At 47.2% G+C, this 26,341-nt stretch carries 25 protein-coding genes; 20 read left to right on the top strand and 5 right to left on the bottom strand.

Features of this window, described 5'->3' with window-relative positions; translation table 11 throughout:
* The first annotated feature begins 58 nt into the window (after window positions 1-58).
* The 20 genes from LAC65_RS09965 to wzzB all read left to right on the top strand — a co-directional run bounded on the left by LAC65_RS09965 (window position 59) and on the right by wzzB (window position 22,083).
* Window positions 59-811 (top strand): glycosyltransferase family 2 protein, encoded by a 753-nt coding sequence (locus tag LAC65_RS09965; RefSeq protein WP_039385379.1) that lies wholly within the window; start codon window positions 59-61, stop codon window positions 809-811.
* A 75-nt stretch (window positions 812-886) separates the two neighbouring features.
* Complete coding sequence (locus tag LAC65_RS09960; protein WP_039385377.1) at window positions 887-1,921, top strand: glycosyltransferase; 1,035 nt, start codon at window positions 887-889, stop codon at window positions 1,919-1,921.
* Between the two features lie 58 nt (window positions 1,922-1,979).
* Window positions 1,980-4,190, top strand: coding sequence for a phage tailspike protein (locus LAC65_RS09955; protein ID WP_039385376.1), 2,211 nt, complete (start codon window positions 1,980-1,982; stop codon window positions 4,188-4,190).
* 188 nt (window positions 4,191-4,378) lie between these two features.
* On the top strand, window positions 4,379-4,573 hold the full coding sequence (locus LAC65_RS09950) for a hypothetical protein (protein ID WP_039385374.1): 195 nt from the start codon (window positions 4,379-4,381) through the stop codon (window positions 4,571-4,573).
* 3 nt (window positions 4,574-4,576) lie between these two features.
* On the top strand, window positions 4,577-5,800 hold the full coding sequence (locus LAC65_RS09945; protein ID WP_039385372.1) for a glycosyltransferase: 1,224 nt from the start codon (window positions 4,577-4,579) through the stop codon (window positions 5,798-5,800).
* 380 nt (window positions 5,801-6,180) lie between these two features.
* The gene (gene galF, locus LAC65_RS09940; protein WP_039385370.1) at window positions 6,181-7,077 is read left to right on the top strand and encodes a UTP--glucose-1-phosphate uridylyltransferase GalF; all 897 of its coding nucleotides are present in this window, start codon (window positions 6,181-6,183) and stop codon (window positions 7,075-7,077) included.
* A 44-nt stretch (window positions 7,078-7,121) separates the two neighbouring features.
* Window positions 7,122-8,135, top strand: a complete 1,014-nt coding sequence (galE, locus tag LAC65_RS09935) for a UDP-glucose 4-epimerase GalE (RefSeq protein WP_039385367.1) — start codon at window positions 7,122-7,124, stop codon at window positions 8,133-8,135.
* A gap of 429 nt (window positions 8,136-8,564) precedes the next feature.
* Entirely contained in the window at window positions 8,565-9,650 is a 1,086-nt protein-coding gene (rfbB, locus tag LAC65_RS09930) for a dTDP-glucose 4,6-dehydratase (protein ID WP_039385365.1), read from the top strand.
* Window positions 9,650-10,537 (top strand): dTDP-4-dehydrorhamnose reductase, encoded by an 888-nt coding sequence (gene rfbD, locus LAC65_RS09925; protein ID WP_039385362.1) that lies wholly within the window; start codon window positions 9,650-9,652, stop codon window positions 10,535-10,537. The genes rfbB and rfbD overlap by 1 nt, the downstream gene beginning before the upstream one ends.
* Window positions 10,538-10,583: 46 nt before the next feature.
* On the top strand, window positions 10,584-11,459 hold the full coding sequence (rfbA, locus tag LAC65_RS09920) for a glucose-1-phosphate thymidylyltransferase RfbA (RefSeq protein WP_039385360.1): 876 nt from the start codon (window positions 10,584-10,586) through the stop codon (window positions 11,457-11,459).
* A gap of 4 nt (window positions 11,460-11,463) precedes the next feature.
* Complete coding sequence (gene rfbC, locus LAC65_RS09915) at window positions 11,464-12,018, top strand: dTDP-4-dehydrorhamnose 3,5-epimerase (protein ID WP_039385357.1); 555 nt, start codon at window positions 11,464-11,466, stop codon at window positions 12,016-12,018.
* A 24-nt stretch (window positions 12,019-12,042) separates the two neighbouring features.
* Entirely contained in the window at window positions 12,043-13,332 is a 1,290-nt protein-coding gene (locus LAC65_RS09910; RefSeq protein ID WP_052246506.1) for a flippase, read from the top strand.
* Window positions 13,295-14,200, top strand: a complete 906-nt coding sequence (locus tag LAC65_RS09905) for a glycosyltransferase (protein ID WP_039385355.1) — start codon at window positions 13,295-13,297, stop codon at window positions 14,198-14,200. Before LAC65_RS09910 ends, LAC65_RS09905 begins: the two co-directional genes overlap by 38 nt.
* Window positions 14,201-14,292: 92 nt before the next feature.
* Entirely contained in the window at window positions 14,293-15,603 is a 1,311-nt protein-coding gene (locus LAC65_RS09900) for a hypothetical protein (protein WP_224144710.1), read from the top strand.
* The gene (locus LAC65_RS09895) at window positions 15,590-16,174 is read left to right on the top strand and encodes a DapH/DapD/GlmU-related protein (protein ID WP_039385350.1); all 585 of its coding nucleotides are present in this window, start codon (window positions 15,590-15,592) and stop codon (window positions 16,172-16,174) included. The genes LAC65_RS09900 and LAC65_RS09895 overlap by 14 nt, the downstream gene beginning before the upstream one ends.
* Before the next feature lies 1 nt (window position 16,175).
* Entirely contained in the window at window positions 16,176-17,102 is a 927-nt protein-coding gene (locus LAC65_RS09890) for a glycosyltransferase family 2 protein (protein ID WP_039385347.1), read from the top strand.
* Between the two features lie 41 nt (window positions 17,103-17,143).
* Window positions 17,144-18,256, top strand: a complete 1,113-nt coding sequence (locus LAC65_RS09885) for a glycosyltransferase (RefSeq protein WP_203025553.1) — start codon at window positions 17,144-17,146, stop codon at window positions 18,254-18,256.
* A gap of 13 nt (window positions 18,257-18,269) precedes the next feature.
* On the top strand, window positions 18,270-19,382 hold the full coding sequence (locus LAC65_RS09880) for a glycosyltransferase family 4 protein (protein ID WP_039385344.1): 1,113 nt from the start codon (window positions 18,270-18,272) through the stop codon (window positions 19,380-19,382).
* Between the two features lie 215 nt (window positions 19,383-19,597).
* A complete protein-coding gene (gndA, locus tag LAC65_RS09875; protein WP_039385340.1) occupies window positions 19,598-21,007 on the top strand; it encodes an NADP-dependent phosphogluconate dehydrogenase in 1,410 nt (469 codons plus the stop codon).
* A gap of 68 nt (window positions 21,008-21,075) precedes the next feature.
* A complete protein-coding gene (wzzB, locus tag LAC65_RS09870) occupies window positions 21,076-22,083 on the top strand; it encodes an LPS O-antigen chain length determinant protein WzzB (RefSeq protein WP_052246505.1) in 1,008 nt (335 codons plus the stop codon).
* Window positions 22,084-22,123: 40 nt separating this feature from the next.
* Here the strand turns inward: wzzB and LAC65_RS09865 are convergent, their stop codons facing one another.
* The 5 genes from LAC65_RS09865 to LAC65_RS09845 form a co-directional block, all read right to left on the bottom strand.
* Window positions 22,124-23,239 carry a succinylglutamate desuccinylase/aspartoacylase family protein gene (locus LAC65_RS09865; RefSeq protein ID WP_039385336.1) on the bottom strand — a complete coding sequence of 372 codons (1,116 nt, stop codon included), beginning with the start codon at window positions 23,237-23,239 and terminating at the stop codon, window positions 22,124-22,126.
* 111 nt (window positions 23,240-23,350) lie between these two features.
* Window positions 23,351-24,148, bottom strand: coding sequence for an ABC transporter substrate-binding protein (locus LAC65_RS09860; protein ID WP_039385333.1), 798 nt, complete (start codon window positions 24,146-24,148; stop codon window positions 23,351-23,353).
* A gap of 64 nt (window positions 24,149-24,212) precedes the next feature.
* Window positions 24,213-24,689 (bottom strand): YbaK/prolyl-tRNA synthetase associated domain-containing protein, encoded by a 477-nt coding sequence (locus LAC65_RS09855; protein ID WP_039385330.1) that lies wholly within the window; start codon window positions 24,687-24,689, stop codon window positions 24,213-24,215.
* Window positions 24,676-25,011: a helix-turn-helix domain-containing protein gene (locus LAC65_RS09850; protein ID WP_039385326.1), complete on the bottom strand. Its 336-nt coding sequence runs from the start codon at window positions 25,009-25,011 to the stop codon at window positions 24,676-24,678. The genes LAC65_RS09855 and LAC65_RS09850 overlap by 14 nt, the downstream gene beginning before the upstream one ends.
* Window positions 25,008-26,324, bottom strand: a complete 1,317-nt coding sequence (locus LAC65_RS09845; RefSeq protein WP_039385322.1) for a type II toxin-antitoxin system HipA family toxin — start codon at window positions 26,322-26,324, stop codon at window positions 25,008-25,010. Before LAC65_RS09845 ends, LAC65_RS09850 begins: the two co-directional genes overlap by 4 nt.
* Window positions 26,325-26,341: the final 17 nt, after the last annotated feature.

Below are 26,341 nucleotides of genomic sequence, written 5' to 3'. Positions count from 1 at the left end.
TCACTTGCTCCCTGCGCGGGAGCAATTTTTTTGGTTCCTGACACTCCGGGCAATAAAAATGACAAATCATGTTGGCACCATCGGTATTGTGATGCCGATGTATAACGCACGTAAAACGGTATTGCGCGCGGTCGAGTCGATTGTTAAACAGACCTACAGCGACTGGCATCTCTATCTGGTTAACGACACCTCCACGGATGACTCTCTGGCCCTGGTGCGTGAGCACTGCCAGGATCCGCGCATTACTATCCTCAGCAATGAGGTTAATCAGGGCGCTGCAGAAACGCGCAACGTCGGACTGCGTGCTGCCAGCGAAGAGATCATCGCGTTTCTCGACAGCGATGATGAGTGGCACGCTGAGAAGCTGGCTGAGCAGGTTGCCGCCATTGCCGCCGGCGATGACTTCGTTATCACCCACTATCACTATAAAACGCAGAGCGCCGAACACGATATCACCTGGGGCAAGCCATATCTGCAGCAGGATAATTTCGTGAAGAAGCAGTATCGCGTCTGCTTTTCATCCGTCTGCTTCCGTCGTCCGCCCCAGGGGATCTTCTTCCAGCGTAAAGGGCATGAAGACTTTCTTTTCCTGTATGAGCTCTTCTCCCGCTACAAACAGGCGCGGGTGATCCGCAAAACGCTGGTGAACTATTACGAGCTGGGAGATTCGCTGTCGCGCAACAAAAACAAGGCGGCGAAATGGCATCTGGAATTATTAAGAATTATCTACAAAAACAACCCATTAAAAGTCTATTACTATTACACCTGGTATATGGTGAATGGCGTCCTTTTCGCCCTGAAGCATCGCTGAAATCCGCATGTTTGCGTGCAGTCATGCAGCCAGTAGGGGTTTTACGTTCACTATTTTTGAGGTGGAAAGCGTTAAATGAAAAAAGTCGTTTTGGTGATCAAAGATGCCTACTCCTATGCGGGCACCGAGAACATCTGTAACTTCATGTCAGAGTGCCTGGGTGAAGAGCACGCCGTCACTGTTTACTCCCTTGAGGGCCATGGCGAAACCTTTTACCCCTTTACGCATGTAAAAGAGATCGTCAGTTTTGAAGGCCACAGCAACCCGATCAAAAGTGCCGTAGCACGTATCCATCAGGAAGGTTTCGACAGCGTTTTCCTCATCAGTATGGGCCGTCTGAGCGTTATGTTTGCGTTCTGGAACCTGATGATGCTGAACAAAAAAACCTTTAAGGCCTACGCCTGCGAGCATATCGCTATCAACTCCTTCAGTAAGCCGATCAAACTCATGAAGTGGCTGCTGCTGCGCTACTACGATCGCGTGATTGTCCTGACGGATAAAGATCAGCAGGTCTTCAGCCGCTGGCATATCCGCAGCCAGCAGATCCCCAATCCGGTGGTGTACAAAGGCTTTGAACGGCGTCAGCGCAGTCGCCAGGCGCTGGCGGTCGGGCGGCTTGATCACCAGAAAGGGTTCGATCTGCTGCTGGATATCTGGGCAGATTTCAGCAAAAAGCATCCGGAGTGGACGCTGGCGATTGCCGGCGATGGCGAGCTGCGCCAGCAGCTGCATGAGCAGGCGGCCGCACTCGGCATTACCAACAGCGTGAACTTTGTCGGTAAGGTCAGCAACATCAATGACTACTACCGCGACAGCGATATGGCGCTGATGACGTCCCGCTATGAAGGGCTGCCGCTGGTGCTGCTGGAGGCGAAATCCTGGTCCCTGCCGGTGGTGGCCTATGACTGCCCGACCGGCCCGCAGGAGATCATCAACCACGGCGCAGATGGTTTCCTGGTGCTGATGAACGATAAAGCCGCTTTTCTGGCGCGGATGGAGCAGCTTGCCAGCGATGACGCCCTGTTCTTTGCCATGAGCGATAAGACAAAAGAGACCGCACTCAAGTTTGACGGTAATCAGATCAAACAGAGCTGGCTGGCGCTGGTATAAGCGTCACGCCTTTTTATGCCTGCCGGGACACACTGACTTTGACCACGGGATTATCAGCATGAAAAGAAGAGAAGTGTTGCAGGCAGCCGCCTCCTCCATTGTCACCGCGCTTTCCGTAAGCGCGTTTTCCAGCTATGCGGCGAAAAGCGGCCAGCCCGCGCTGAAGCCGGTCGATCCGGCCAGCGTGCCGCAGGGCGATGTGCCCATCCTTACGCCGGAAAATGTCTACACCATGCCGCCGCAGTTCTGGCAGAACTTTGAAGGCAGGCTGTGGATCGGTAAAGCGGGCAGCGACGCCAGCCAGAAAGGCAATCAGATACCGGTGTACCTGCGCGACGCCAGCGGTAAAGTCGCGCAAATCACTCAGCCAATCGCGCTGAACAAAGGCAATTTTGCGCAGTTTATTCATGATAACGCTGCGCTGATTGCCAGTCCGGCGCACTCCATGGCGGTGGAAGACAGCGAAGGAAACACGCTCTTCTCCATCACCGATGTCTCACGCCCCGGCCAGAATAATTTCAGCCAGCGTCTGGCCCAGCCAAACGGCTATCAGCTGATTGGCGAGATCCCCTCCGTTGAGGAGCTGCGTAAAACCCGCCCGCTGTTTGCCGGCGCCAAGATCAAGCTCAAGAGCTGGCATGAAGGGCTGGAAGTGGGTGGCGGTGAATTTGTCGGGACGTACGGCGACGCGCGCGATGATGATGGCGTCATCTTCAGCGGCAGCGGTTTTTACTGGCGGCGTGTGGTGGAAGATTTTAACCGCCTGACGCTGTTTGAATTCGGCGCTATCGCCGACGGCAAAACGGATGCGGCGCCGGCCATCAAAGCGATGTATCAGTGGTCGCTCGATAACAGTCAGCCAATCTGCGTGCAGTTTCCGGCCGGTAAGTTCTTTGTCACCGGCTGTGACTTCGGCGAGGAGGAGCAACGCTTTTTCCGCATCTCCGGCGCGATGGTTAACTTCGGCTATTTTCCGGCGACCACGCTGGTCTCTGATGGACGCTCCGACTTTGTGTTTAAAGTCAAAGCGCGCTGGACTGAGATCTCCAACCTCAACTTCAACGGCCAGAATGACAAGCGGCCCAACCGGCAGGGACTGTTCAGCAATACCTGTCCGGGCGGCCAGTTCTTTCGCGGCGCCTGCCTGCGCTTCAACCGCGTGGGAGGCACCTCAATCAGCCTGCTCGATACGCTCGACTGCAAAATTGACCAGTGGTATGCCGATACCTGTACCGGTGATGTTATCAAAGCGGGCTGGTCAGGTCAGAAAGCGGGCGCCTGGGATCACAGCACGGCGATAGAGCTCTCTAACTTCAACGCCCAGCGCTGTACCGGCGGGATGGTGCTGAACCTGCCGCGCTGCAGTCAGTCGATTATTCATAACGGCTGGATTGAGCACAGCGAGCATCCTGGCGATATCTCTAACGGACAGTGGATCATCGACGCGCTGAGCCTGGAAGATTGCAAAAACCCGCTTAATGCGCGCAACTCACGTCTCAATATGCGCCAGACGAATCTGCAGTCAGGCAGCTGGATCGACAACTCGCTGCAGGGTGAGCGCTGGCTGAGCATCTGGGAGATGGGCTCTACCCGCGTGGAGTCTTATGGCGTCGCCATCGACGGCAGCCTTAAATATAACTACATCACCTCGCGCTTCCGCCTGAGTAATAACACCAACCAGGCGACGTGGTTTGAGCTGGGCAACTTCTACTCGCCGGACGTGGGCGATAGCTGGGAGATTGAGCTGTTTGGCCAGTCACAGTTCAGCCCCGGCACCGATAATGCGCCGATGATGGAGGTGACCGGCGGCAAGCAGACCGGCGGACGGGCGGTGATCCAGCTGCAGCGCAAAACGCAGAAAGCGGAGGCGAGCTGGTCAGCCGAAGGCAGCTCCCCGGTGCTGGAGGTGCGGCTGGTGGCACGCTCTGACACCGATACCAAAGTCTGGGTCAGGCTGGCAGGCTGGACGCCGGCCACCGTGGTGCTGATAAAAAGCACCGCCAAAGATCGCTTTATGACCGGACGCTGCGCGCGCGTTGACGCCACGATGGTTAAAGGTACGCCAGGCAACGGCAGCCAGCAGGCGCCGCAGCGCTTTAGTCTGCATAACGGTAAAGCGGGCATCGGCGGCAATGAGCAGGGCGATCTGCTGATGGCGTCACGCGAGCTGAAACCGGAGCAGGTGGATACGCGTCAGCCAAAAGGGTTTGTGTCGGTAGTGATTAACGGCGAGCAGGTTGCGATGCCCTATTTTGCCCTTAAGGGATAAATAAACGCCGCCGGGGGCGCATTAATGCGCCCCTGAAATCACGTAAAAAGCTTTAGGTTAGATAACAGGCAGTTGGCATCACTTTTCGGGCGTTGTCCCATTGCAGTTTTTTTTGCCAGAGTTCACTTTGCTGCTCAGGACAGGAGCAGCGGCTTGTAAGAATTACAAAAAATACATCTGGAGTGTGTATGAGGATTTTATTGGCGGGTAATTATACCTGCGGGAACGGCGGTGATGGCGCAATTTTGCACGGGATGACTGACTCACTGCAGGCAACCCAGGCTGACGACGGCACTGTAAAACTGAACGTAAATATCGCGGTCGCGCAGGCGCGTGAAACAGGCAACCGCATCACCGAAGAACTTCTGACTGTACTGGGGTAAGTGATGAAGTTAACCTTTTTCACCATGCGTTTTCCGGTTGCCTCTGAGACGTTTGTCCTCAACCAGGTAACTCACTTTATTGATGCCGGCTATGACGTTGAAATCATCTCGGTGTTTCCGGGTGACATGATCAACCGTCACGCCGCGTTCGACGACTATAACCTGGCGGCAAAAACACACTATCTGCTGCCGGAAGAGAAGGTATCGAACCTCGACAAGCTCACGCAGCGTATCGGCCTGATGCTGCCGAAGATTGCCAAACCGGCGCTGATCAAATCGCTCAACGTGGGCCGCTACGGTGCACAGGCGAAGAAGCTGCTGCTGCCGGCGATTGTCGCTAATGCGAAACAGACCTTCACCGCCGATGTCTTTCTGGTGCATTTTGGCTACGCCGGCGCGCTGGCTAACAAGCTGCGCGAACTGGGCGTGCTGAAAGGCAAGCAGGCGACCGTATTCCACGGTGCAGATATCTCACGTCGCCATATTCTGGAAGAGCACAAGCAGGATTACGTCAATCTGTTTAAGCAGAGCGAGCTGATGCTGCCTATCAGTCACCTGTGGGAGAACAAGCTGATTGAGATGGGCTGTCCGCGCGAAAAAGTGCACGTGACGCGAATGGGCATCGAACCGGAGAAATTTAACTTCCGGCCGCGCGAAGCGTTTCACCAGCCGCTGCGCATCGTCTCTGTGGCGCGCCTGACCGAGAAAAAAGGGCTGGACGTTGCCGTCAAAGCCAGTGAAATTCTGCGCGACAAAGGCGGCCAGTTTGAATTCACCATTATCGGCAATGGCGAGCAGGAAGGGATGATGCGCGAACATATCGCCCGTGCCGGCCTGAAAGAGATGGTCAGCATGCCGGGCTTTAAGCCGCAGGAGGAGATTCGCCAGGCGCTCAACGACGCTGACATTTTTCTCCTGCCCTCAAAAACGGCCGCCGACGGTGATATGGAAGGGATCCCTGTTGCGCTGATGGAAGCCATGGCGGTAGGGCTGCCGGTGGTATCCACCTACCACAGCGGCATTCCGGAGCTGATCCAGAACAACGTCAGCGGCTGGCTGGTCTCTGAGAACGATGCTGATGAGCTGGCTGCCACGCTGCTGCGTCTGTCGCGCGGGGACATAGATGTGGCACCGGTCGTCGCTGCCGCGCGTCATAAAGTGGAAACAGAGTTTAACCAGCACATTGCCTACGGGGAACTGGCGAAAATTCTGGAGCAGATGGTGTAAGCAGAATGAACGTCCGGGCAGGCTATCGGCAGGGTCATTTGCGTGACAATGCCGGGCACCTGCGCGCTGGCTCAGAATCTAACCGGCAGGGGCGCTCTTCATGACGCCCCTGTTTATTGTCTGACCACCCTATGCGCGTCGTATCATTCTGAAAAACGCCGGTCTCAACCCCATGCCCGAATGTTTTTTACGTCACGCTTTTGACCGGCTTTAGCGCTTGAATTTGCCCGAAAAATTACCGCTGCTCACCGCCTGAAATAACTAATTTTTGATGCTGTGACAGAGAGTTAGTGTCGGCTTTTCAGATAAAGATTATACTTGCCCGAGCGGCCATTCCTGCATAATCGATGCATGTCTACACTTCATAAAATGGAACAAATATGACCAAGCTTAAAGCAGTAATCCCGGTTGCGGGCCTCGGTATGCATATGCTCCCTGCGACTAAAGCCATTCCAAAAGAGATGCTGCCTATCGTCGACAAACCAATGATCCAGTATATCGTTGACGAGTGCGTGGCGGCAGGCATCAAGGAGATTGTGCTGGTCACCCATGCTTCCAAAAATGCGGTGGAAAACCACTTCGATACAACCTACGAACTGGAAGCCCTGCTGGAAGCGCGCGTTAAGCGTCAGCTGCTGAGCGAAGTGCAGTCCATCTGCCCGCCGGGCGTCACCATCATGAACGTCCGTCAGGCCGATCCGCTGGGTCTGGGTCACTCCGTACTCTGCGCGCGTCCGATGATTGGCGACAACCCGTTTGTAGTTGTGCTGCCAGACGTACTGCTGGATGACTCAACTGCCGATCACCTGCGCTATAACCTGGCCGCCATGGTCGCGCGTTTTGAAGAGACCGGCCGCAGCCAGGTTCTGGCAAAACATATGCCGAATGAAGATCTCTCTGAGTATGGCGTGCTGACCACCGAGCAGCCTGTCGACAACCCGGGCGATATCAGTACGATCACCAGCATCGTTGAAAAGCCGGAGCATGCTGCTGAGCTGAACTCTGACCTGACGGCAGTGGGTCGCTATGTTCTTTCTGCGGACATCTGGGCTGAGCTTGAGAAAACCGAGCCAGGCGCATGGGGCCGTATTCAGCTGACTGACGCCATCGCGTCGCTGAGCAAGAGCAAACCGGTTGATGCGCAGCTGCTGACCGGTACCAGCTTCGACTGCGGCCGTAAACTCGGCTACATGCAGGCGTTTGTCTCTTACGGTCTGCGCAACAACGCTCAGGGCCGCGACTTCCGCGAAGCGATTCACAAGATTCTGGATAAGTAAGCATTTCCATACCGCGCAGCCTGCGCGGTTTCCAAGGAGTAGACATGGCTATTTTGGTAACGGGCGGGGCAGGGTATATCGGATCCCATACGGTACTGGCGCTGCTGGAGCGCGGTGACGATGTGGTGGTTCTGGATAACCTTTGCAATGCATCACGCGAAGCGATTAACCGCGTTGAAAAACTGGCCGGTAAAAAAGCAGTGTTCGTCGAAGGCGATATTCGCGACCGCGCCTGCCTGCGCGATCTGTTTGCCAGCCACAGCATCTCTGCGGTGATCCACTTCGCTGCGCTGAAAGCCGTCGGGGAATCCACGCGCAAGCCGCTGGAATACTACGAAAACAACGTAGCCGGCACCGTGGTTCTGCTGGAAGAGATGCGTGACGCGGGCGTCTGGAACTTTATCTTCAGTTCATCAGCCACCGTATATGGCGCTGACGCCCCGGTTCCTTATGTGGAAACCACGCCGATTGGCGGCACCACCAGTCCTTATGGCACTTCCAAGCTGATGACCGAATTCGTGATGCGCGATTTCGCTAAAGCGGAACCCAAATTTAAAGCCATCGCGCTGCGCTACTTTAATCCGGTAGGCGCGCATGAGTCTGGCGAGATTGGCGAAGACCCGACCGGCATCCCGAACAACCTGCTGCCCTACATTGCGCAGGTGGCGATTGGCCGCCTCGACAAGCTCGGCGTGTTTGGTAACGACTACGAAACGCCAGACGGTACTGCGCAGCGCGACTATATTCATGTTGTCGATCTGGCAGAAGGGCACCTGAAAGCGCTGGATCACCTCAGCAAGGTTGAAGGCTATAAAGCCTATAACCTCGGCGGCGGCGTCGGCTTCTCCGTGCTGGAGATGATTAAAGCGTTTGAAGCGGCTTCCGGCAAAGCGATCCCGTTTGAGTTCAAACCGCGCCGCGACGGCGACCTGCCCGCCTTCTGGGCCGACGCAACGCTTGCGAACAATGAACTCGACTGGCGCGTCACGCGCGGCATTGACGCGATGATGCGCGATACGTGGAACTGGCAGTCGAAGAATCCGAATGGATTCAGATAACTCTATAAGCCGATAAGGCATATACAGTTAACAGGGATTTATGAATGGGGTAACTGCGGGTTCAGACTAACTCAGCCGTTATCCCATTTTGCGTTTCAGAGATGTTCAAAGCCTGAACCTGGAATCGGTACATAGTTTTATTCACATGCAGTAAAAAAGCTGTTTAATAAATGGTCTGTTAACGCGTTCTGGCTCAGTTTTTATTCAGCCATCTGTCAAACTAACTCTTTAGCGCTTGTAACTCGTGTATCAACATACGAAAATCGGATCGCTATTTTTGAGCTGCACCTTAACAATCGATATTTGTTGAATATCTTCTGTGTCTTTTGCCAGCTATGTCGAAAGCAAAAGCGTATGAGTATTCTGGTAGCTGTAAGCCAGGGGCGGTAGCGTGGTTTTTTTCAGGATCGGCCAGGAGAGACGACAAGCGTGAAAATATTAGTTACAGGCGGTGCAGGCTTTATTGGTTCTGCCGTAGTGCGTCACATCATTGATGCTACGCAGGATTCTGTCGTCAACGTCGACAAGCTGACCTATGCCGGCAATCTGGAGTCGCTGGTCACCGTGGCAGATTCAGCGCGTTACGCTTTTGAGCAGGCCGATATCTGTGATGCACAGGCAATGGCAGCTATCTTTGCAAAACATCAGCCAGATGCGGTCATGCACCTCGCGGCTGAAAGTCATGTTGACCGCTCAATTACTGGTCCAGCAGCGTTTATCGAAACCAACGTCGTCGGAACTTACACGCTGCTTGAAGCTGCGCGTCAGTACTGGAACGCGCTGAGCGCAGAACGCAAAGCGGCTTTCCGCTTTCACCATATTTCGACTGACGAAGTCTACGGGGACCTGCCGCATCCGGACGAATGGCAACAGGATGCACCGCTGCCGCTGTTTACTGAAACCACTCCGTATACGCCAAGCAGTCCTTACTCTGCGTCTAAAGCCTCCAGTGATCATCTGGTCCGCGCCTGGCAGCGCACCTATGGCCTGCCAGTACTGGTAACCAACTGCTCAAACAATTACGGCCCTTATCACTTCCCGGAAAAGCTTATTCCGCTGGTTATTCTCAATGCGCTGGAAGGTAAAACGCTCCCGGTTTACGGCAAAGGTGACCAGATCCGCGACTGGCTCTATGTAGAAGATCATGCGCGCGCGCTTTACACCGTAGTGACGGCGGGTAAAGTGGGTGAAACCTATAACATCGGTGGTTATAACGAAAAGAAAAATATCGATGTGGTATTAACCATCTGCCAGCTGCTGGATGAGCTGATGCCCAAAAAAGGCTCGTACAGAGACCAGATTAGCTACGTCACCGATCGTCCGGGTCATGACAGGCGCTATGCAATCGATGCCAGTAAGATCACCCGTGAACTCAACTGGAAACCGGCAGAGACGTTTGAGAGTGGCATCAGGAAAACGGTGGCGTGGTATCTGGCGAACAGCGAGTGGGTTGATAATGTTAAAAGCGGGAACCATCGCGAATGGTTGTCAGAGAACTATAAGGATCGCAACTAATGCACATCCTGCTTTTTGGTAAAACCGGACAGGTAGGCTGGGAGCTGCAACGTGCACTTGCGCCACTGGGAAAAATCACAGCATTAAGTACCCGTTCAACAGAGTGGTGCGGTGACTTGACGCAACCGGAAGAAATCCGCAAAAGCATACAAAACCTGCGTCCCGATATCATTGTCAATGCTGCTGCTTATACCGCAGTTGATAAAGCTGAATCTGAACCCGATCTAGCTGAACTCATTAACAGCACCAGTGTTAAAGTCATGGCTGAAGAAGCGAAAAAGCTTAATGCTATTCTGATTCATTACTCTACTGATTATGTCTATTCAGGAGAAGGACACAACCGGTGGCGAGAGAGTGATAAACCAGAACCACGTAATGTGTATGGTAAAACAAAACTATCCGGTGAGCAGGCTATAACCGCAGCAGATATACAATACCTGATTTTTCGCACCAGCTGGGTATATGCGTCACGAAGCAATAACTTTATTAAAACGATGTTGCGACTGGGCAGTGAAAAAGAAGCGCTTAGTATCATCAACGACCAGATTGGTGCGCCTACTGGCGCTGCGCTTATAGCTGACATTACGGCTCATGCATTACGCAAGGTTCAGGCTAATCCGGACCTGAGGGGAATATACAACCTCGCTGCAGCCGGTGAAACGTCCTGGTTTGATTATGCATCATTAATTTTTGCAGAGTCAGAAAAGTATAGCGCCGGGCTGAAAATAAAAAAATTAAGCCCTGTCAAAACTGCTGAATATATGACTCCGGCGAAAAGGCCGCTCAACTCTCGCTTAAACTTAACGAAGATTGAGAGAAGCTTTAATTTGACTTTGCCACATTGGCAAAGTGGCGTTCGCTACGTTATTGAAGAGATTCTTACGTAAGATACGTAATTATTAAATAGATCACATTGATACTCTGAGAAAAAATATGGCTCGTAAAGGTATTATCCTCGCTGGCGGCTCCGGCACGCGTCTGTATCCCGTAACAATGGCCGTGAGTAAACAGCTGTTGCCTATCTATGACAAGCCTATGATTTACTATCCGCTTACCACACTGATGCTGGCCGATATCAGAGAGATATTGATTATCAGCACCCCGCAGGATACACCACGCTTTGAACAGCTACTTGGCGATGGCAGTCAATGGGGATTGAATCTTCAATATAAGGTGCAGGAGAGCCCGGATGGTCTTGCACAGGCATTTATCATCGGTGAAGAGTTCATTGGCGATGACAGTTGTGCGCTGGTCCTGGGCGATAACATATTTTACGGACACGACCTTCCAAAAGAGCTGATGAAAGCAGTTGATCAAACTTCAGGAGCAACCGTATTTGCTTACCATGTCAACGACCCGGAACGTTATGGGGTTGTTGAGTTTGATGAAAACGGCAAAGCCATGTCTCTTGAAGAGAAACCCAAAGCACCAAAAAGCAATTATGCAGTAACAGGTCTCTATTTTTACGACAACGATGTTGTCAGGCTGGCTAAGAGTCTTAAGCCATCATCTCGCGGTGAACTGGAAATTACAGATATCAATAATCTTTACATGCAACAAGGTAAACTTTCAGTTGCGATGATGGGGCGGGGCTTTGCATGGCTGGATACGGGTACGCATCACAGCCTGATAGAAGCGAGTAATTTTATTCAGACGATTGAACAGCGTCAGGGTTTGAAAGTCTCCTGTCCAGAAGAAATTGCCTATCGTAAAGGTTTTATTGATGCGGAACAAGTCAGGAAACTGGCTACTCCTTTATCGAAGAATGAGTATGGGCAGTATCTGCTCAAGATGGTGAAAGGATACTGATATCATGAAAGCAATTAAAACTGATATCCCTGATGTACTGATTTTCGAACCCAAAGTTTTTGGTGATGAGCGCGGCTTTTTCTTTGAAAGCTTTAGTCAAAAAGTGTTTGAAGAAGCGATAGGGCGCAAAGTTGTTTTTGTCCAGGATAACCATTCCAAATCTGCCAAAGGTGTCTTGCGCGGATTACATTATCAGCAGGCTCCTCATGCACAGGGTAAATTAGTTCGCTGCATTGCTGGCGAAGTGTTTGATGTAGCAGTTGACCTTCGTAAGGATTCTACGATGTATGGCAAGTGGGTTGGTGTAAATCTGTCAGCTGAAAACAAACGTCAATTATGGATTCCTGAAGGTTTTGCACATGGATTTCTGGTGTTGAGCGAAAATGCAGAGTTTGTTTATAAGACTACTCATTTTTATGAACCAAAGAGTGAAAGGTCAATCCGATGGAATGACGAATACTTAGCAATTGAATGGCCAATTAAAGATCTAAACTTAACACTTTCTTCAAAAGATCTCGCGGCTCAAAATTTTTTAGATAGTCTTCTTACTGCAGATTAACGTTAAGGATAGCATGACTTAGCTATGTTAGATAAAAAGTTATTTAAAAACATTTTTTCGATGTTTAGTATTCAAGGCTTAAATTATCTAATTCCTCTAGTAACTATACCTTATTTAGTGAGAGTTTTAGGAATTAGTGAATTTGGCACTTATAGTTTGATTCTTGCAGTTATACAGTATTTTGTTATTTTTGCGGATTATGGGTTTAATTTATCTGCAAGCAGGCAAATATCAATAAATATAAAAAACATTCGCGAAGTATCCAAGGTTTTTTTCTCTGTAATTTTTTGCAAGATAGCAATTGCATCATTAGGTTTTATAATTCTTCTTATAAGTTCAATATTTTACGAAGTTGTACATGAGCATATCTTTTTATTTGTCATGGGATATACCATTGTTATTGGCACTACGTTTTATCCAGTATGGCTTTTCCAGGGCTATGAAATGATGCAGTGGATTGCTATAAGTAATTTTATAGCTAAAATAATAGGTGTAATCCTTGTTTTTACTTTGGTGGGATCTAAACAAGATATTTGGATAGCTCTTTTGAGTCAAGGAATTGTCGGAATATTTGCTTCAGTAATTGCTTTGTTTAAAGCTTATCAGGAAAATTTGCTTGTCCGTATTTTCCCTAGTTATATTGATATCAAAGAGCAATTAAGGCTCGGATGGAATATTTTCATTTCTTCCTTTTTTGTTAGCTTGTACACTACAAGTGTGCCAATAATATTAGGGTTTACCTCCGGAGCAGAAAGTGTAGGTATTTATACTGCAGCAGACAAATTAAAACAAGGTTTACAGGGATTAATAGGTCCTGTATCACAAGCAGTATATCCGAGAAGCAATAGGATTATGATCGAGTCACGAGAAAGAGCATTGAGGTTTGTTAAAAATCTTGGCTTTATTCTTGTTACCCCAATTATAATTTTAAGCTTTATTGCGACCATGATGTCTAATAATATTATTGATTTTGCTTTCGGATCTGGGCATTCGAGCTCATCAATCGTTTTCGCAATAATAATATGGATTCCGCCAGTTGTAGCTATTGCTAATTTACTAGGTGTTCAACTACTGTTACCTATGGGATTAAGTAAGAAGTTTAGTTACTGTTATATAATAGTTGGTTTAGTGGGGCTTCCCTGCTTACTAATCTTTTCTAAATTATATTCATATGTCGGAGTGGCATATGTGGCCTTATGTGTCGAAATTGCCATAGCCATTTTATTTGCGATTATTCTCATATTTGAATGTAAGAGATTTAACAAAGGACGATCTGATGACACTGTTATCAATATGCATACCAACAAGAAATAGGATTAACTATCTAAAAGAAACTATTGGGTCCATTATTGATGATGGTGTTGAGCCGAGTCTTTATGAGATTATTATATCTGACAACTCGGATAATGATGAAGTCGAAGAATACGTTAAAAGGCTTAGCATCAAAAAAATAAACATCCGTTACTACAAGAATGAAGTGAAAGGATTTTATAATTCTATTAATTCTTTATCATATGGCAATGGTGATTTTCTAAAGCTGCATAACGATTATAGTAAATTTAAGAAAGGTTCCTTAAAATATCTTGTTAATCTTATTGAAGAAAATAAAAATTCTAAGCCTATGATGTTTTTTTCAAACGGTGAGCTTAAAGCGGAAAAGGTAATAACAACAGCAAGTTCATTCAATGATTTCATAGCATGCACAAGTTATTTAAATACTTGGAGTTCTGCCTTTTCTATTTGGAAAACCGACTTTATTAACACTAAACATGATGTTCAATCAGTAGACTCTATGTTCCCTCATACCTCGTTAATATTCAACTGCGCTAAAAATAACTATCTTATTTGCAATGAAGTAATCATGGAAAATATTTCAGTGGAAAAAAAAGGTGGATATAACATATTTTATAACTTTTGCGTTGTCTATATTGAAATGCTGCAGGAGCAAGTAGATATGAATAATTTATCAACCAAGGTATTTAAAAAACTTAAGGCTGATATGCTTTCAAATTTCATTGCGCCATGGTATTTCAAAACTATAACAACTGACAAGGGATATACATTTGACAATAAAAATGCTGATTTAAATATAAAGAAAAAATATGGAATGTTGGGGGTGGTTAAAGTAAAGGTTTTGGCATACCTCAGGTTATTTAAAGAAAAGCTCCGTGTTTTTTTTTGATAAGCAAATAGATAATGCAGGTATTTATTTTAAAGATGGAAATAATTCCATAACCCTAAATAATCGAGGTTACTTTGAGTAAAAGCTTCTCATTGAGCAATATTGCACGATATGGCGGGATATGGCTGGCTCTAGCAATTGTTTTTGGCGGTGCTTATAAAAGCCCGTTAGGAAATATTAGTACAGCACATATTATTGTAGTATGGGCTATACTATTGCTTGTTTGTTTTTTAATGTCGCCATCTCGACAGTGGGCGAGACTTTATATTTTAAATACAAAAAAATATAGGTTGTATTACCTTATTATGTCGTTAATGTTCATCGTATCTGCATTCAATTATTTAATAATGAACGTAGGGGATGAGTTTTTTTTTAGCATGCAAATCAAACGTCTTCTTTTAGCTTTTATTTCATTTCTTTTATTTCCGCTGATTCTAAATGCATTGATATATAGCTTAACACCAAAGCAAATTTTTTTTAGTGTTTTTACTTTCATGTTTATTTTGGCCATTTTTAGCCTTTTCCAGCTAGGTAATAGCGAATTTAGATTATGGTTTTTAGATAGGACTGCAATTGATGGATATTGGCTTGAATGGGCAAAGCAAAGTAATCGAGCTATAGGTTTAAAAGCAATGTCAATATGGGACACATCTGTCGCATATTCAATTTTCATTTTCATCTGCTTTGGTGTTATTAGATCAAAAAAAGATAATGTTTCTAATTTTTCCCTATACATATTTATCGCGACAATTTTTGTTTTAGTTGCTTTAAGTGGTAGGACTGGTTTGCTGTTCCTCTTTTCCTTTTTATTTCTTTTGTGTATTTTATATGAAAAGAAAAAATTAATTTTATTTTTTTCTTCATCATTGGTTGTAATCATATTGATGATTATAACTTTATCTGAAAATGAAGTGATCGTCAGGGTGATTAATTTTGCGCTTGAACTTTTTGTTAATGCTTTAAGTGGCAATTTCCATACCAATTCTACTGACGACCTTATCAATAATCACTTATTTATACCGGATATGAAAAACATTGTATTTGGTGATAATACCTTTATTGGCGATGGAGAAGAAGTTCAGTCTGAGCTTTCTCGTTCCTCAGACTCATCCTTTGTAATTAATTATGTAGCCTATGGTGTATTTGGCGTTATTTGCACTACGTTGTTAATGCTAATAAATACAACATTGTTTTTCGATTTTTTTATGCTCACCAAAAAAAACATGTTTTACTATATTGTTTTATTGTTCTGTTTTTTATTATGTTTTGGTCTTTATATCAAAGCGTTAGTTTACATAAGCGCTACTCTTTTAAAAGCAATGATGTTCGTTTCAGTTGTTATCAATCGAGTTAAAAGCTTTGATGATGATAATATAAGGTTGTTTCTAGATGAAAAAAATTAAAAGAGAAAGAATGGGAATGATTTGGTTAAGGGTTATTCCATTTTTTTATAATTTGTTGCGGAACCGTATTTATAGCATTATTTTTAGTTCAAAAAACATAAAGGTAGGTAATGGGCTGTCAATATCAGGAAGTAAAAACATATTTATAGGTAATAATGTTTATTTAGGTAACAATTCGTGGATTGACTCTATTGGTGATGGAGTAATATATATAGGTGATGATGTATCTTTTAGTCAAAACGTTCACATTGCTGCACAGTCAAAAGTAAAAATTGGTAATGGTGCGTTGATAGGTAGTGATGTGCTAATTACTGACCATGACCATAAGTTTGGTGAGATATTTAATGACATTTTACCGAAAAATAGAGGGCTCACTGTAAAAGGTAACACTATAATTGGTGATAATGTCTGGCTTGGCGATAACGTCAAGATCTTATCAGGTGTGACTTTAGGTGCGAATGTAGTCGTAGCTGCAAATTCTGTAGTGACTAAAAGTTTTTCTGCAGGCTTAGTGGTAGGTGGTATTCCAGCCCGCATTTTAGAAAAAAAATCTGATCATTTTACGGTTTAATATGAATATTGATGTAATAATAGCTACATATAATGGTAAAAATTATATTGAAGAGCAAATAAACTCTATCCTCAATCAGACCTATAAAGATATAACCGTTTATATTCGAGATGATGGTTCCACTGATGGTACTACAGCTTTACTAAAAAAAATAGCGCTAAAAGATTCTCGCATAAAAATTGTGGAGGATAATATTCCGGCTAAAGGAGTAGGGGAAAATTTCAAACAGTTATTAAAAAATTGTAACTCCGATTTTGTTTTTATTGCAGATCAAGATGATTATTGGCAAAAAGATAAAATTGAAAAGTTGTTATCCTTTATTAAGAGTTGCGATGAAGATCAACCTCTTATTGCATATGCGCCCGGTATAGTTGTGGATTCAACACTGAAGCCAACAGGAAAGTTGACTGATTATAAATTAAAAGTTGAAAAAGTTCAGGATATGTATCTTATGAATGGAGGTGTTCAGGGGTGCGCAATGGTGATCAATAAGCATCTTTATAATTTAGCCTTAAAAACAGACTTTCATTGGCATATGCATGATCAGGTTTTGAGTATTTATGCAGTCTGTTTTGGAAAGATCTATTTTTTTGAATCACCACTTTTCTTGTATAGACAGCATGGAAGTAATGTTCTTGGTTTTAATAGCTCTACGGTTAAAGACAAGTTAAATCGTTATATTAACTATAACAAAAATAGCTTTTTGATTGATAAATCTTCTTGCTTAATGTTTGCTGAATTCAGTAATCTTCTTGGAAATAATTTGAATAGTGAAATAAAAACTAACATCGAGTTTTTTTTGGCTGCAATAAAAAAAGGTAAAATCAGTACTTTTATATTTATTGTAAAAAATAAATTGAAACTGCAGCATAGTCTAATTAAAGCATGTATAAAATCACTGATTGTTAGAAATACAATCGAGCGATAATTGGCTTGATCTTATAAATAAAAAATAATTAGGTGGGTTTAATGAAGATTGCTTATATTATCTCAGGGCTTGGTATGGGAGGCGCAGAAAATCAAGTTTGTAATATGGCAGATATAATGCATGATTATGGCCATGTGGTTGAGGTAATATGTCTGTCTGGCGACATGGTTGTTTCGCCAGCTGCCAAAGACATTAAAATCCATAACCTTGGCATAAAAAAAAATATTTTTGGTTTTATTAAAGCGCTTATAAAAACAAAAATTATTTTGTTTAAAATGAAACCTGATGTCGTGCATAGTCATATGTTCCATGCTAATATTTTCTCAAGAATAATTAGATTTTTTCCTCCATTTAATAACACCGTCTTGATATCCACTGTACATAATAGCTATGAAGGTGGGAAAATGAGGATGTTATGCTATAGGTTTACAGACTTTCTGACAGATATAACTACAAATGTAAGTGAAGAAGCAGTCAATTCGTATTTGGAAAAAAAAGCTGTAAAGCATGGGAAAATTATTCCTTTCAAAAATGCAATCAATACGGATCGATATATTTTCAGTGAGATAGATAGAAAGAATTTAAGATCAAGCTTAAATATCAATAATGAAACTAAAGTAATTCTTTCAATCGGCAGGCTCACTAAACAAAAAGACTATCCAAATTTATTTCATGCCATTGGTGGTATAAATAATGACAAAATAGTAGTAGTCATCATTGGTGACGGAGAACTTTTTGCAGATCTGCAGGCCTTGGCCAAAAATCTGAATATTGATCATAAATTAAGGTGGATAGGAATTCAGCATAATGTTCAAAAATGGCTTAGCACTGCAGATGTATTCGTACTTTCGTCCGAATGGGAAGGATTTGGCTTGGTCGTTGCCGAAGCAATGTCATGCCAACGAGTTGTGGTAGCAACTGATTCAGGAGGTGTAGCTGAAGTGTTAGGCGATTGCGGGTATCTTGTACCTGTAAAAAATCACCATGAGCTAGGTTCAGCTATTGAAAGTTCATTAGCACTTTCAACGGAAGAAGCACACGAGTTGGGAGCTAGGGCTAGAAATCGTGTTAGAAAGCTATTTTCTATTGAAAAAAGAATGCTTGAATGGCTTGAATTATATAAATCTTTGAAGTCAAAAAAATGGAAACCATAGAAAGGATTTCATAATGAAAATTGTCATTTCAGCTAACACTTCTTGGTATATTTATAATTTTAGACGTAACACGATATCGAGTCTTTTAGAAAATGGATATCAAGTTATAGTTGTTGCCCCTAAAGATGAATATTCAGATAAGATAATTGATCTTGGTGCTTGCTTTAAAGATATAAATATTCAACGCGACGGTACAAATCCTATTAAGGACTTATTCACCTGCATTAATTTTTATTTTTTATATAAAGAGATATCACCGAATTTAGTTCTGAATTTCACGCCAAAAAATAACATATATAGTACTATTTCTGCAAAGTTGCTTCGTATCAAAGTTATTAACAATATTGCAGGTCTGGGGACAGTATTTGTAAATGAGACCATTGTTTCTAAGGTTACCAGACTCCTTTACAAAATAAGCCAGCCTCATGCTGATATGATTTTTTTCCAAAATGACGATGATAGAAATATTTTCCTCGAAAATAGAATAACTAGTAAAGATAAAAGTGAACGCCTACGAGGGTCGGGGGTTGATCTGACTAGATTTAAAATTCAAGAAGCCAAAAACGATGGGGTAACTCGTTTTCTGCTTGTGGCTCGAATGCTTTATGAGAAAGGCATCACTTACTACGCAGATGCTGCTAAAATTTTGAAAAAAGAGCATGGAGATTCTGTAGAGTTTTTTCTGCTTGGTTTTATAGACGATCATAATCCAAAAGGTATTTCATCCAAGGTAATCGACGAATGGGTAAAAGGTGGATGGATAATATATCAAGGTATTTCTGATGCTGTAGAAAAAGAAATGGCTTTAGTTGATTGTGTTGTTTTACCTTCATTTTATCGCGAAGGTGTGCCTAAGTCACTTCTTGAAGCTGGTGCAATGGGAAAACCTATCATTACGACAGACAATGTGGGATGCCGTGAAACTGTAGATGATTATGTTAATGGTTTTGTATGCCAACCACGTTCTCTGGAAAGCCTTCTTAAAGCCATGAAACTTATTATTGGTATGACACACGATGAACGTCTTGCTATGGGTGCTAAGAGTCGACAAAAAATGGAAGAAAATTTTGATGAGAAAGTGGTGATCTCGAGATACATGTTAGCTATTGACAAACTGACTTCCTAGATTTCTATGCTTTTTAACTTCGTTTTAAATGTTACCCAAAAGTCCTTTTTCTTTCAGTCTTAGGTTTGTATAATTAGCGATGTATTATTTTATTATCCAAATACAAATACTATAGCACCAATCACTACCATCCCCGCTTAAACCTGAGTTAATATGTTCAGAACATTGGCCGCAGTCATATAACTGCTGGTTTTCTCACCTAGACAGGAGTAGGTATGTCCAAGCAACAGATCGGCGTTGTAGGTATGGCAGTAATGGGCCGTAATCTGGCTCTCAACATCGAAAGCCGTGGTTACACTGTTTCTATCTTCAACCGCTCACGCGAAAAGACCGATGAAGTCATTGCTGAGAATCCGGGTAAGAAACTTGCTCCGTTTTACACCGTAGAAGAGTTTGTTGAGTCACTGGAAAAACCGCGCCGTATTCTGCTGATGGTGCAGGCGGGTGAAGCGACAGATAAAACCATTGCATCGCTGACGCCGCATCTGGATAAAGGCGACATTCTGATTGATGGCGGTAACACCTTCTATAAAGACACAATCCGTCGTAATCAGGAGCTCAGCGAGCAGGGCTTTAACTTCATCGGTACCGGCGTCTCCGGCGGTGAAGAGGGCGCGCTGAAAGGTCCTTCTATCATGCCTGGCGGTCAGAAAGAAGCGTATGAGCTGGTTGCCCCTATCTTCGATAAGATTGCTGCCCGTGCAGAAGATGGCGACGCCTGCGTGGCGTACATCGGCCCGAATGGCGCGGGTCACTATGTGAAGATGGTGCATAACGGTATCGAATATGGCGATATGCAGCTGATTGCTGAAGCTTATGCACTGCTGAAAGGTGCGCTGGGTCTGAGCAATGAAGAGCTGGCTGAAACCTTCACCGACTGGAACAACGGCGAGCTGAGCAGCTACCTGATCGACATCACCAAAGATATCTTCACTAAAAAAGATGAAGAGGGTAACTACCTGGTTGATGTGATCCTGGATGAAGCGGCAAACAAAGGCACCGGTAAGTGGACCAGCCAGAGCTCGCTGGATCTGGGTGAGCCGCTGTCGCTGATCACTGAATCCGTCTTTGCCCGCTACCTCTCTTCACTGAAAACGCAGCGCGTTGCTGCCTCTAAAGTCCTGAGCGGTCCGCAGGCGCAGGCAGTCAGCGGCGATAAAGCGGAGTTCGTCGAGAAAGTGCGTCGCGCGCTCTATCTGGGCAAAATTGTCTCCTATGCGCAGGGCTTCTCACAGCTGCGTGCGGCATCAGAGCAGTACAGCTGGGATCTGCAGTATGGTGAGATCGCGAAGATCTTCCGTGCGGGCTGCATCATTCGTGCCCAGTTCCTGCAGAAAATCACCGACGCCTATGCGGCCGATGCCAATATCGCCAACCTGCTGTTAGCGCCATACTTCAAAGATATCGCTGACCAGTATCAGCAGGCGCTGCGCGATGTGGTGGCTTATGCAGTCCAGAACGGCATCCCGACTCCGACCTTCTCTGCTGCTATCGCGTACTATGACAGCTACCGTTCAGCGGTGCTGCCTGCCAACCTGATCCAGGCGCAGCGTGACTACTTTGGTGCGCATACTTACAAGCGTACCGATAAAGAAGGCGTATTCCACACCGAGTGGTTAGAGTAACTGTTCTTAACACCTCCCGTCCGGGAGGTGTTTTTCTATGCTGACAATGATTGGCGAGTACTGAATTTATGAATGCAAACAATAAGCCCGGACTGAATAACGATCCGGGCGTTCTGGCTTCAAACAATAATGATGAAATAGATTTGCTCGACATAATTGTCCAGCTGTGGAAAGGCAAGTGGATAATTATTGCGACGATGGTAGTGACAATGTTGTTAAGCATTGTCTATTTAAGCGTGGCGAAGGAAAAATGGACGTCTGAGGCCATTGTGACGCAGCCTTCAGCGGGACAGGTTGCCAGCTATAACGCCACGCTGAGCGTGCTGTATGCGCAAAACATTCAGGAAAAGCCGTCAGTTACCGATCTGCAAAACCAGCTGTTTGGCCGCTTTAGCGCCTCAATGAATGCGCTCGCTAGCGCTCTGGCAAATCAGGAAGAGCCTGAAACATTAAAAATCAGCCAGGTAAATAAAGGCAGTAATGATGCGCTGACTATCTCTTTTGTCGCGCAGAGTGCCAAAGAGGCGCAGGCGCAGCTGAAAAAGTATCTTACGACTGTCAATAATGAAGTTGTCAGCGATTATGGTCAGGATATAAAACATAGCCTGGGCGTGAAAGCCAAAGAGCTGAAAGAAATTCTGGATGCGCACAAGCAGATCGCCATTAACAAAAAACAGCATCGTCTTGATGTGATTAATCAGGCGCTGAAGGTGGCGGAAGCGGCCGGCCTCGCAAAATCGCAGCTGAGTCAGGCAGAGTATCTTTCTGATGACACGCTCTATCTGCTGGGCAGTGAACCGTTACGCGCGATGGTGACCAATGAAGCGACCAAGCCGCTCGATTTTGATGATGACTATTACAGTGCTGAGCGCGCGCTGCTCTCTATTACGCACGTCACCATCCAGGCAGACAACCTGCAGTCGTTCCGCTACATCGCTGAAGCTGACCTGCCGATTCGTCGTGACAGTCCGAAAAAGACCCTTACCATATTGTTAGCCCTGATCCTGGGCGGCGTGCTGGGTTCGGCTATCGTGATTGGCCGCAGCATCGTCAGCAACTACCGCAGTCGTCACTAAAATAAAAAAAACCGGCCTCTGAGCCGGTTTTTTTATGCCGTCACATCACCAGCAGCTCACCGCTGCGTCCTGCACTTTCCCCCGCCAGCCGCACCGCCAGCATCCCGGACGTGACAAACTTGGTCAGGTTTCTGGCGTAGAGCACGCCGCCATACTCAGCCACCAGTGGCGTAATGTGGTCGCTGACCGGATCGATCACTTCTGCCACCACTTCCCCCGGTTTAATCCACTCACCCAGCTTACGCCGGTTCAGCAGCAGGCCGGAGTAGGGCGCATGAATATATTCACAGCCCGCCAGCGGCGTGGGCGGATGGCGCAGGGCAGGAGAGACGCCCGGATCGCCGCTGATATAGCCGCTTTCGGTGAGCGCATTAATGATTGCATCGGCATCTTTTTCCGCCTGTTCCGCAGAGACATCGGCGACGCCGCGCAGCTCCAGCGTCACCGGCAGCAGACCGCGCGGCATCGGGTAGTCATCGCCAAAGCGTTTTGCCAGCGTCAGCCAGGGTTCGCAGCACGCTTCGTCGAACGGCTCACCGCCGGAAATCTGCGCCAGCAGCTGCACCTCACTGCCGAGCCAGCGCGCCAGCGGTTCCACTTCAGACCAGGCGTGAGGCGTTGTATAGAGATGCGGCAGCGCATCCCAGTCGCAGTGCAGGTCGATCATCAGATCGGCCTGACTTGCCATACGCATCAGGGTATAGCGCTGCGACTCCAGCTCGGTTCTGGCTATCTGATCGCGGTAGTAAAGGTCGATGGCATCGCGGATCAGGCGTCTGTTTTCATATTCACTCTGCGTCAAAGACCCCGCCAGTTCAGCGGCCAGCTTCTCACCCAGCGCCGGAAAGCGCCGGTTAAAATCCTGGCCAGAGAGAGTATGAAAACGCCCCAGATGCGTGCCGTGCCAGTGCTGACCCAGCGCCAGCGGATTGGCTACCGGGACCAGCGTGATTTTCGCTTTCAGCTTGCCGGCGGACTCCAGCGCCAGCAGCTTCTGTTTAAGATACCAGGCAACCGCCATACCCGGCAGCTCATCGCCATGCAGGGCGGCCTGAATATAGACGCGCTTTTGCGAGTCGGTACCGAAATGAAAGCTGACTATCTCTCGCTGGGTGCCCAGCGAGGCGCTCAGTAATGGATGATGTTGTTGTTGCATAGGGCGGCCGGTGTCCTGTTTCTGAGGCTGCAGTAGCGCGCATGCCTGTTAAGGTGACTGAACAGAGTATAGTTCCGTTAAAAAAGCGGCGGCAAACGCGCCGCCGGAGATTCACGGCTGGACAGAGATATCTGTCGCGAAGTAGCGCTTCTGGATAGTGTCAAATGTGCCGTTTTTCTTCAGCTCATCAAACGCGCCGTTGAGCGCCGCTTTGAGTTCAGTGTCGCCTTTACGCAGGCCGATAGCGGTGCCAGGGCCAATCAGCGGGTCCTGCACAATCGGGCCGGCCAGCGCAAAATCTTTCCCCTGTGGATGTTTCAGAAAACCGATAGCCGCCTGCGCAGCGTCGGTAAACACCGCGTCCAGACGGCCGGAGATGAGGTCGCTTTCTACCTGTGCCTGGTCGCCATACGGCACCACATTGACGCCGTGCGGCTGCCATTTAGCGCGCGCATAACGCTCCTGCACCGTACCCTGTTCCACGCCCACGCTTTTGCCCTTCAGCGACTCTGCGGTCGGCAGCAGGCCGGAGCCTTTACGCGCTATCAGCTGCACGTGCGTGTCATACATCGGTTCGGTAAAGTCGATCTGCTTCAGGCGCTCTTCGGTCACGCCCATATCGGAGAGGATAGCGTCAAACTTGCGCGCCTTCAGCGCCGGGATCATGCCGTCAAACTGGCTTTCCACCCAGACGCATTTGGCCTGCATCTGCGCGCACAGCGCGTTGCCCAGATCGATATCAAACCCCACCAGCTTGCCCTGCGGGGTTTTGGACTCAAACGGCGGATAGGTCGGATCAACCGCGAAACGCACCTGATCAATCTTTGCCTGCGCGCCAAAAGCGCAGCCAGCCAGCAGCGCCAGCGCTGCGGTATTGCGCAGACGCGCGGTAAAACGGGAGTGTGCCATAAACGGGTTCTTCTGTTGTAAAAGCGGGTATTCCGAGAGTACCCCCCGCGGTGGCGGATGGCAATTAGAGGATTATTTTCATCACGTTACCATTATGCAGCCGCTGGTAATCGTTAATATTCAGCACTACGGATCTCTCCAGCACTCCGGCATTAAACGCGATTTCGCCATAGCGTTCAAACAACAGCGGATCGACTACCAGCCGTAAATCTTCATGAAAGCTAAACGGTGGAATCGCCCCAAATACACAGGCGGTCAGGGCATCCACTTCTGCCGGGGAGGCCAGCGAGGCACGACGTCCACCCACCGCAGCCGCCACTTTACTCAGGTCCGCCTGCCGATCGGCTGGCAGCACCGCCAGTACATATTGCTTGATACCGTTACCTTTGACATGGCACACCAGCGCTTTCGCACCCTGGCCCACCTCTGTACCTCGCAAAGCCGCCACTGCTTCACACTTCCCGTTCGCTGCATGCTCCAGCAGGCGATATTGAGCGCCGTGCTGGTCGAGCAGGGCGATAAGTTTTTCATGGGTGGTCATGGGATGCGCCCTGTTGAGCCAGCAGCGCAATCAGCGTTTGCCGCATGTGAGATTGTTGTGGCAACAAACCCATTTCCAGCCCCAGCGGCCTGAAAGCGCGATTCAGCACATTCAGGGTTACGCTCTCTTTATCCTGTTCGATATCTGACAGGGTACGCCGGCTGATGCCAGCCAGCGCCGCATAGCGATCCTGTGAAAATCCCAGCACCTGTTTGCGGAGTTGCATAAGTAACTTGCCGTGGCTGGCTTTTTCTTCAATCGACTGACGTAATAACGCCAGGAATAACGCTTCACGTTCAAACGGCGTCATGGTTTTCATCATAATTTCCACCCTGCGATGCGCTCATCCAGAAAATTGAAGCCAACGCCGGGCATTTCGAGAATTGACGCAGGCACACCGCGTTGCGCCAGGCGCACCTTAAGACCAGTCAGCTTTTTCGCTAGTATACGTAGCGCCTCCAGTAACCTTTTCTCAGAGACCAGATAGTTCAGACGTTGTGCAATCAGATGCCAGTTGTAATGACCGCCTTCTTCATACGGTGAGCCCCATTGTGTAGTACGAACCACACCTTCAGGATCGGCTTTCATGGGCGCAAAGTCGTAAACGGGGGCAAGCCACATACCGCTGGGTTTTTTCAAAATAGCACTGTTACGGCCATGATTATCGGAGTTGCCAAAGGCAATGTTCAGCATGTCGCGTTTAACCCATTCAATAACCAGTAATTCGCGTTCTGCCTCTGCCAAATTCAACTTTTCTATCAGACAGTGAATGATGTCGAAATGGTTGAGATAGCTTCCCGGCGCTTTTTGCATCAGTGAGTAGACGGATTCCAGTCCATACAGGACTTTTCTGTTTTCAACGAACGCTATATCAAATCGTGGTAGCCATAGCGATGGGTAACGTGTGCCTTCGCACAACAGCATTTGCCTGGTATCAATAGTGTCTATGCCCAGTGCCTGAAGTTCATGATAGAAGTGATACTCGGCGCGCAGAATATCGCAATCAATCGGGCTGCGAGCACCACGCGGATATTTAACGAGATAAGAGGTATCCTGATTCAAAGGATCGTCTTGCCAGGTATCTATCCACACTTCCTGTTGTGCATTCCGGCGTAACAATAATTTTGGCGCTTCCCCGCCTGCACCCGTTGCACCGCCGCTGGCCGCGCCCATCTGCTGTGCGTATTCAAGAAAATCACTGTCGCGCTCAATAGCCCATTCTGCGGAAAAACGCCGGGTTGGCAGAGTGCTATTCACAGGAAGCTGTGGCAGAGACTCTTTAATACGCAGATTACCCACGGGGGCGATGGTACCCGCTTTCAGTAGTGCGTAATCCTGCTCACCTGCGGATTTGCCCTGCAGTCCCAGTTGGCTGATCCAATAACGACGGCTGGCACCGGCCGGAATAATATCATCCAGAAACCCAAACCAGGGCTGCGCAAAATGGCTACCGATTAGCATGACAGGATAATTCAGGCTACAACTGGCAATATCATTGCGCTCCAGGTGTTCTGCTGCATAGGTAAAGTCATAAGCCAGTAATGCTTCGCTGCCACGACCAAGCTGGGGGGCTTTAACATTGAGCATGGCAGCATCATGCCAGACTCCGTCAAGGCAAAGTTGTAAGGTCAGCATAACCAGCCCTCTTTGAG

The organism is Pantoea eucrina, assembly GCF_020079945.1.
Lineage (GTDB): Bacteria > Pseudomonadota > Gammaproteobacteria > Enterobacterales > Enterobacteriaceae > Pantoea > Pantoea eucrina.
Note: the sequence above shows the minus strand (reverse complement) of the source record. Positions and strands in the feature narration are given on the sequence as shown.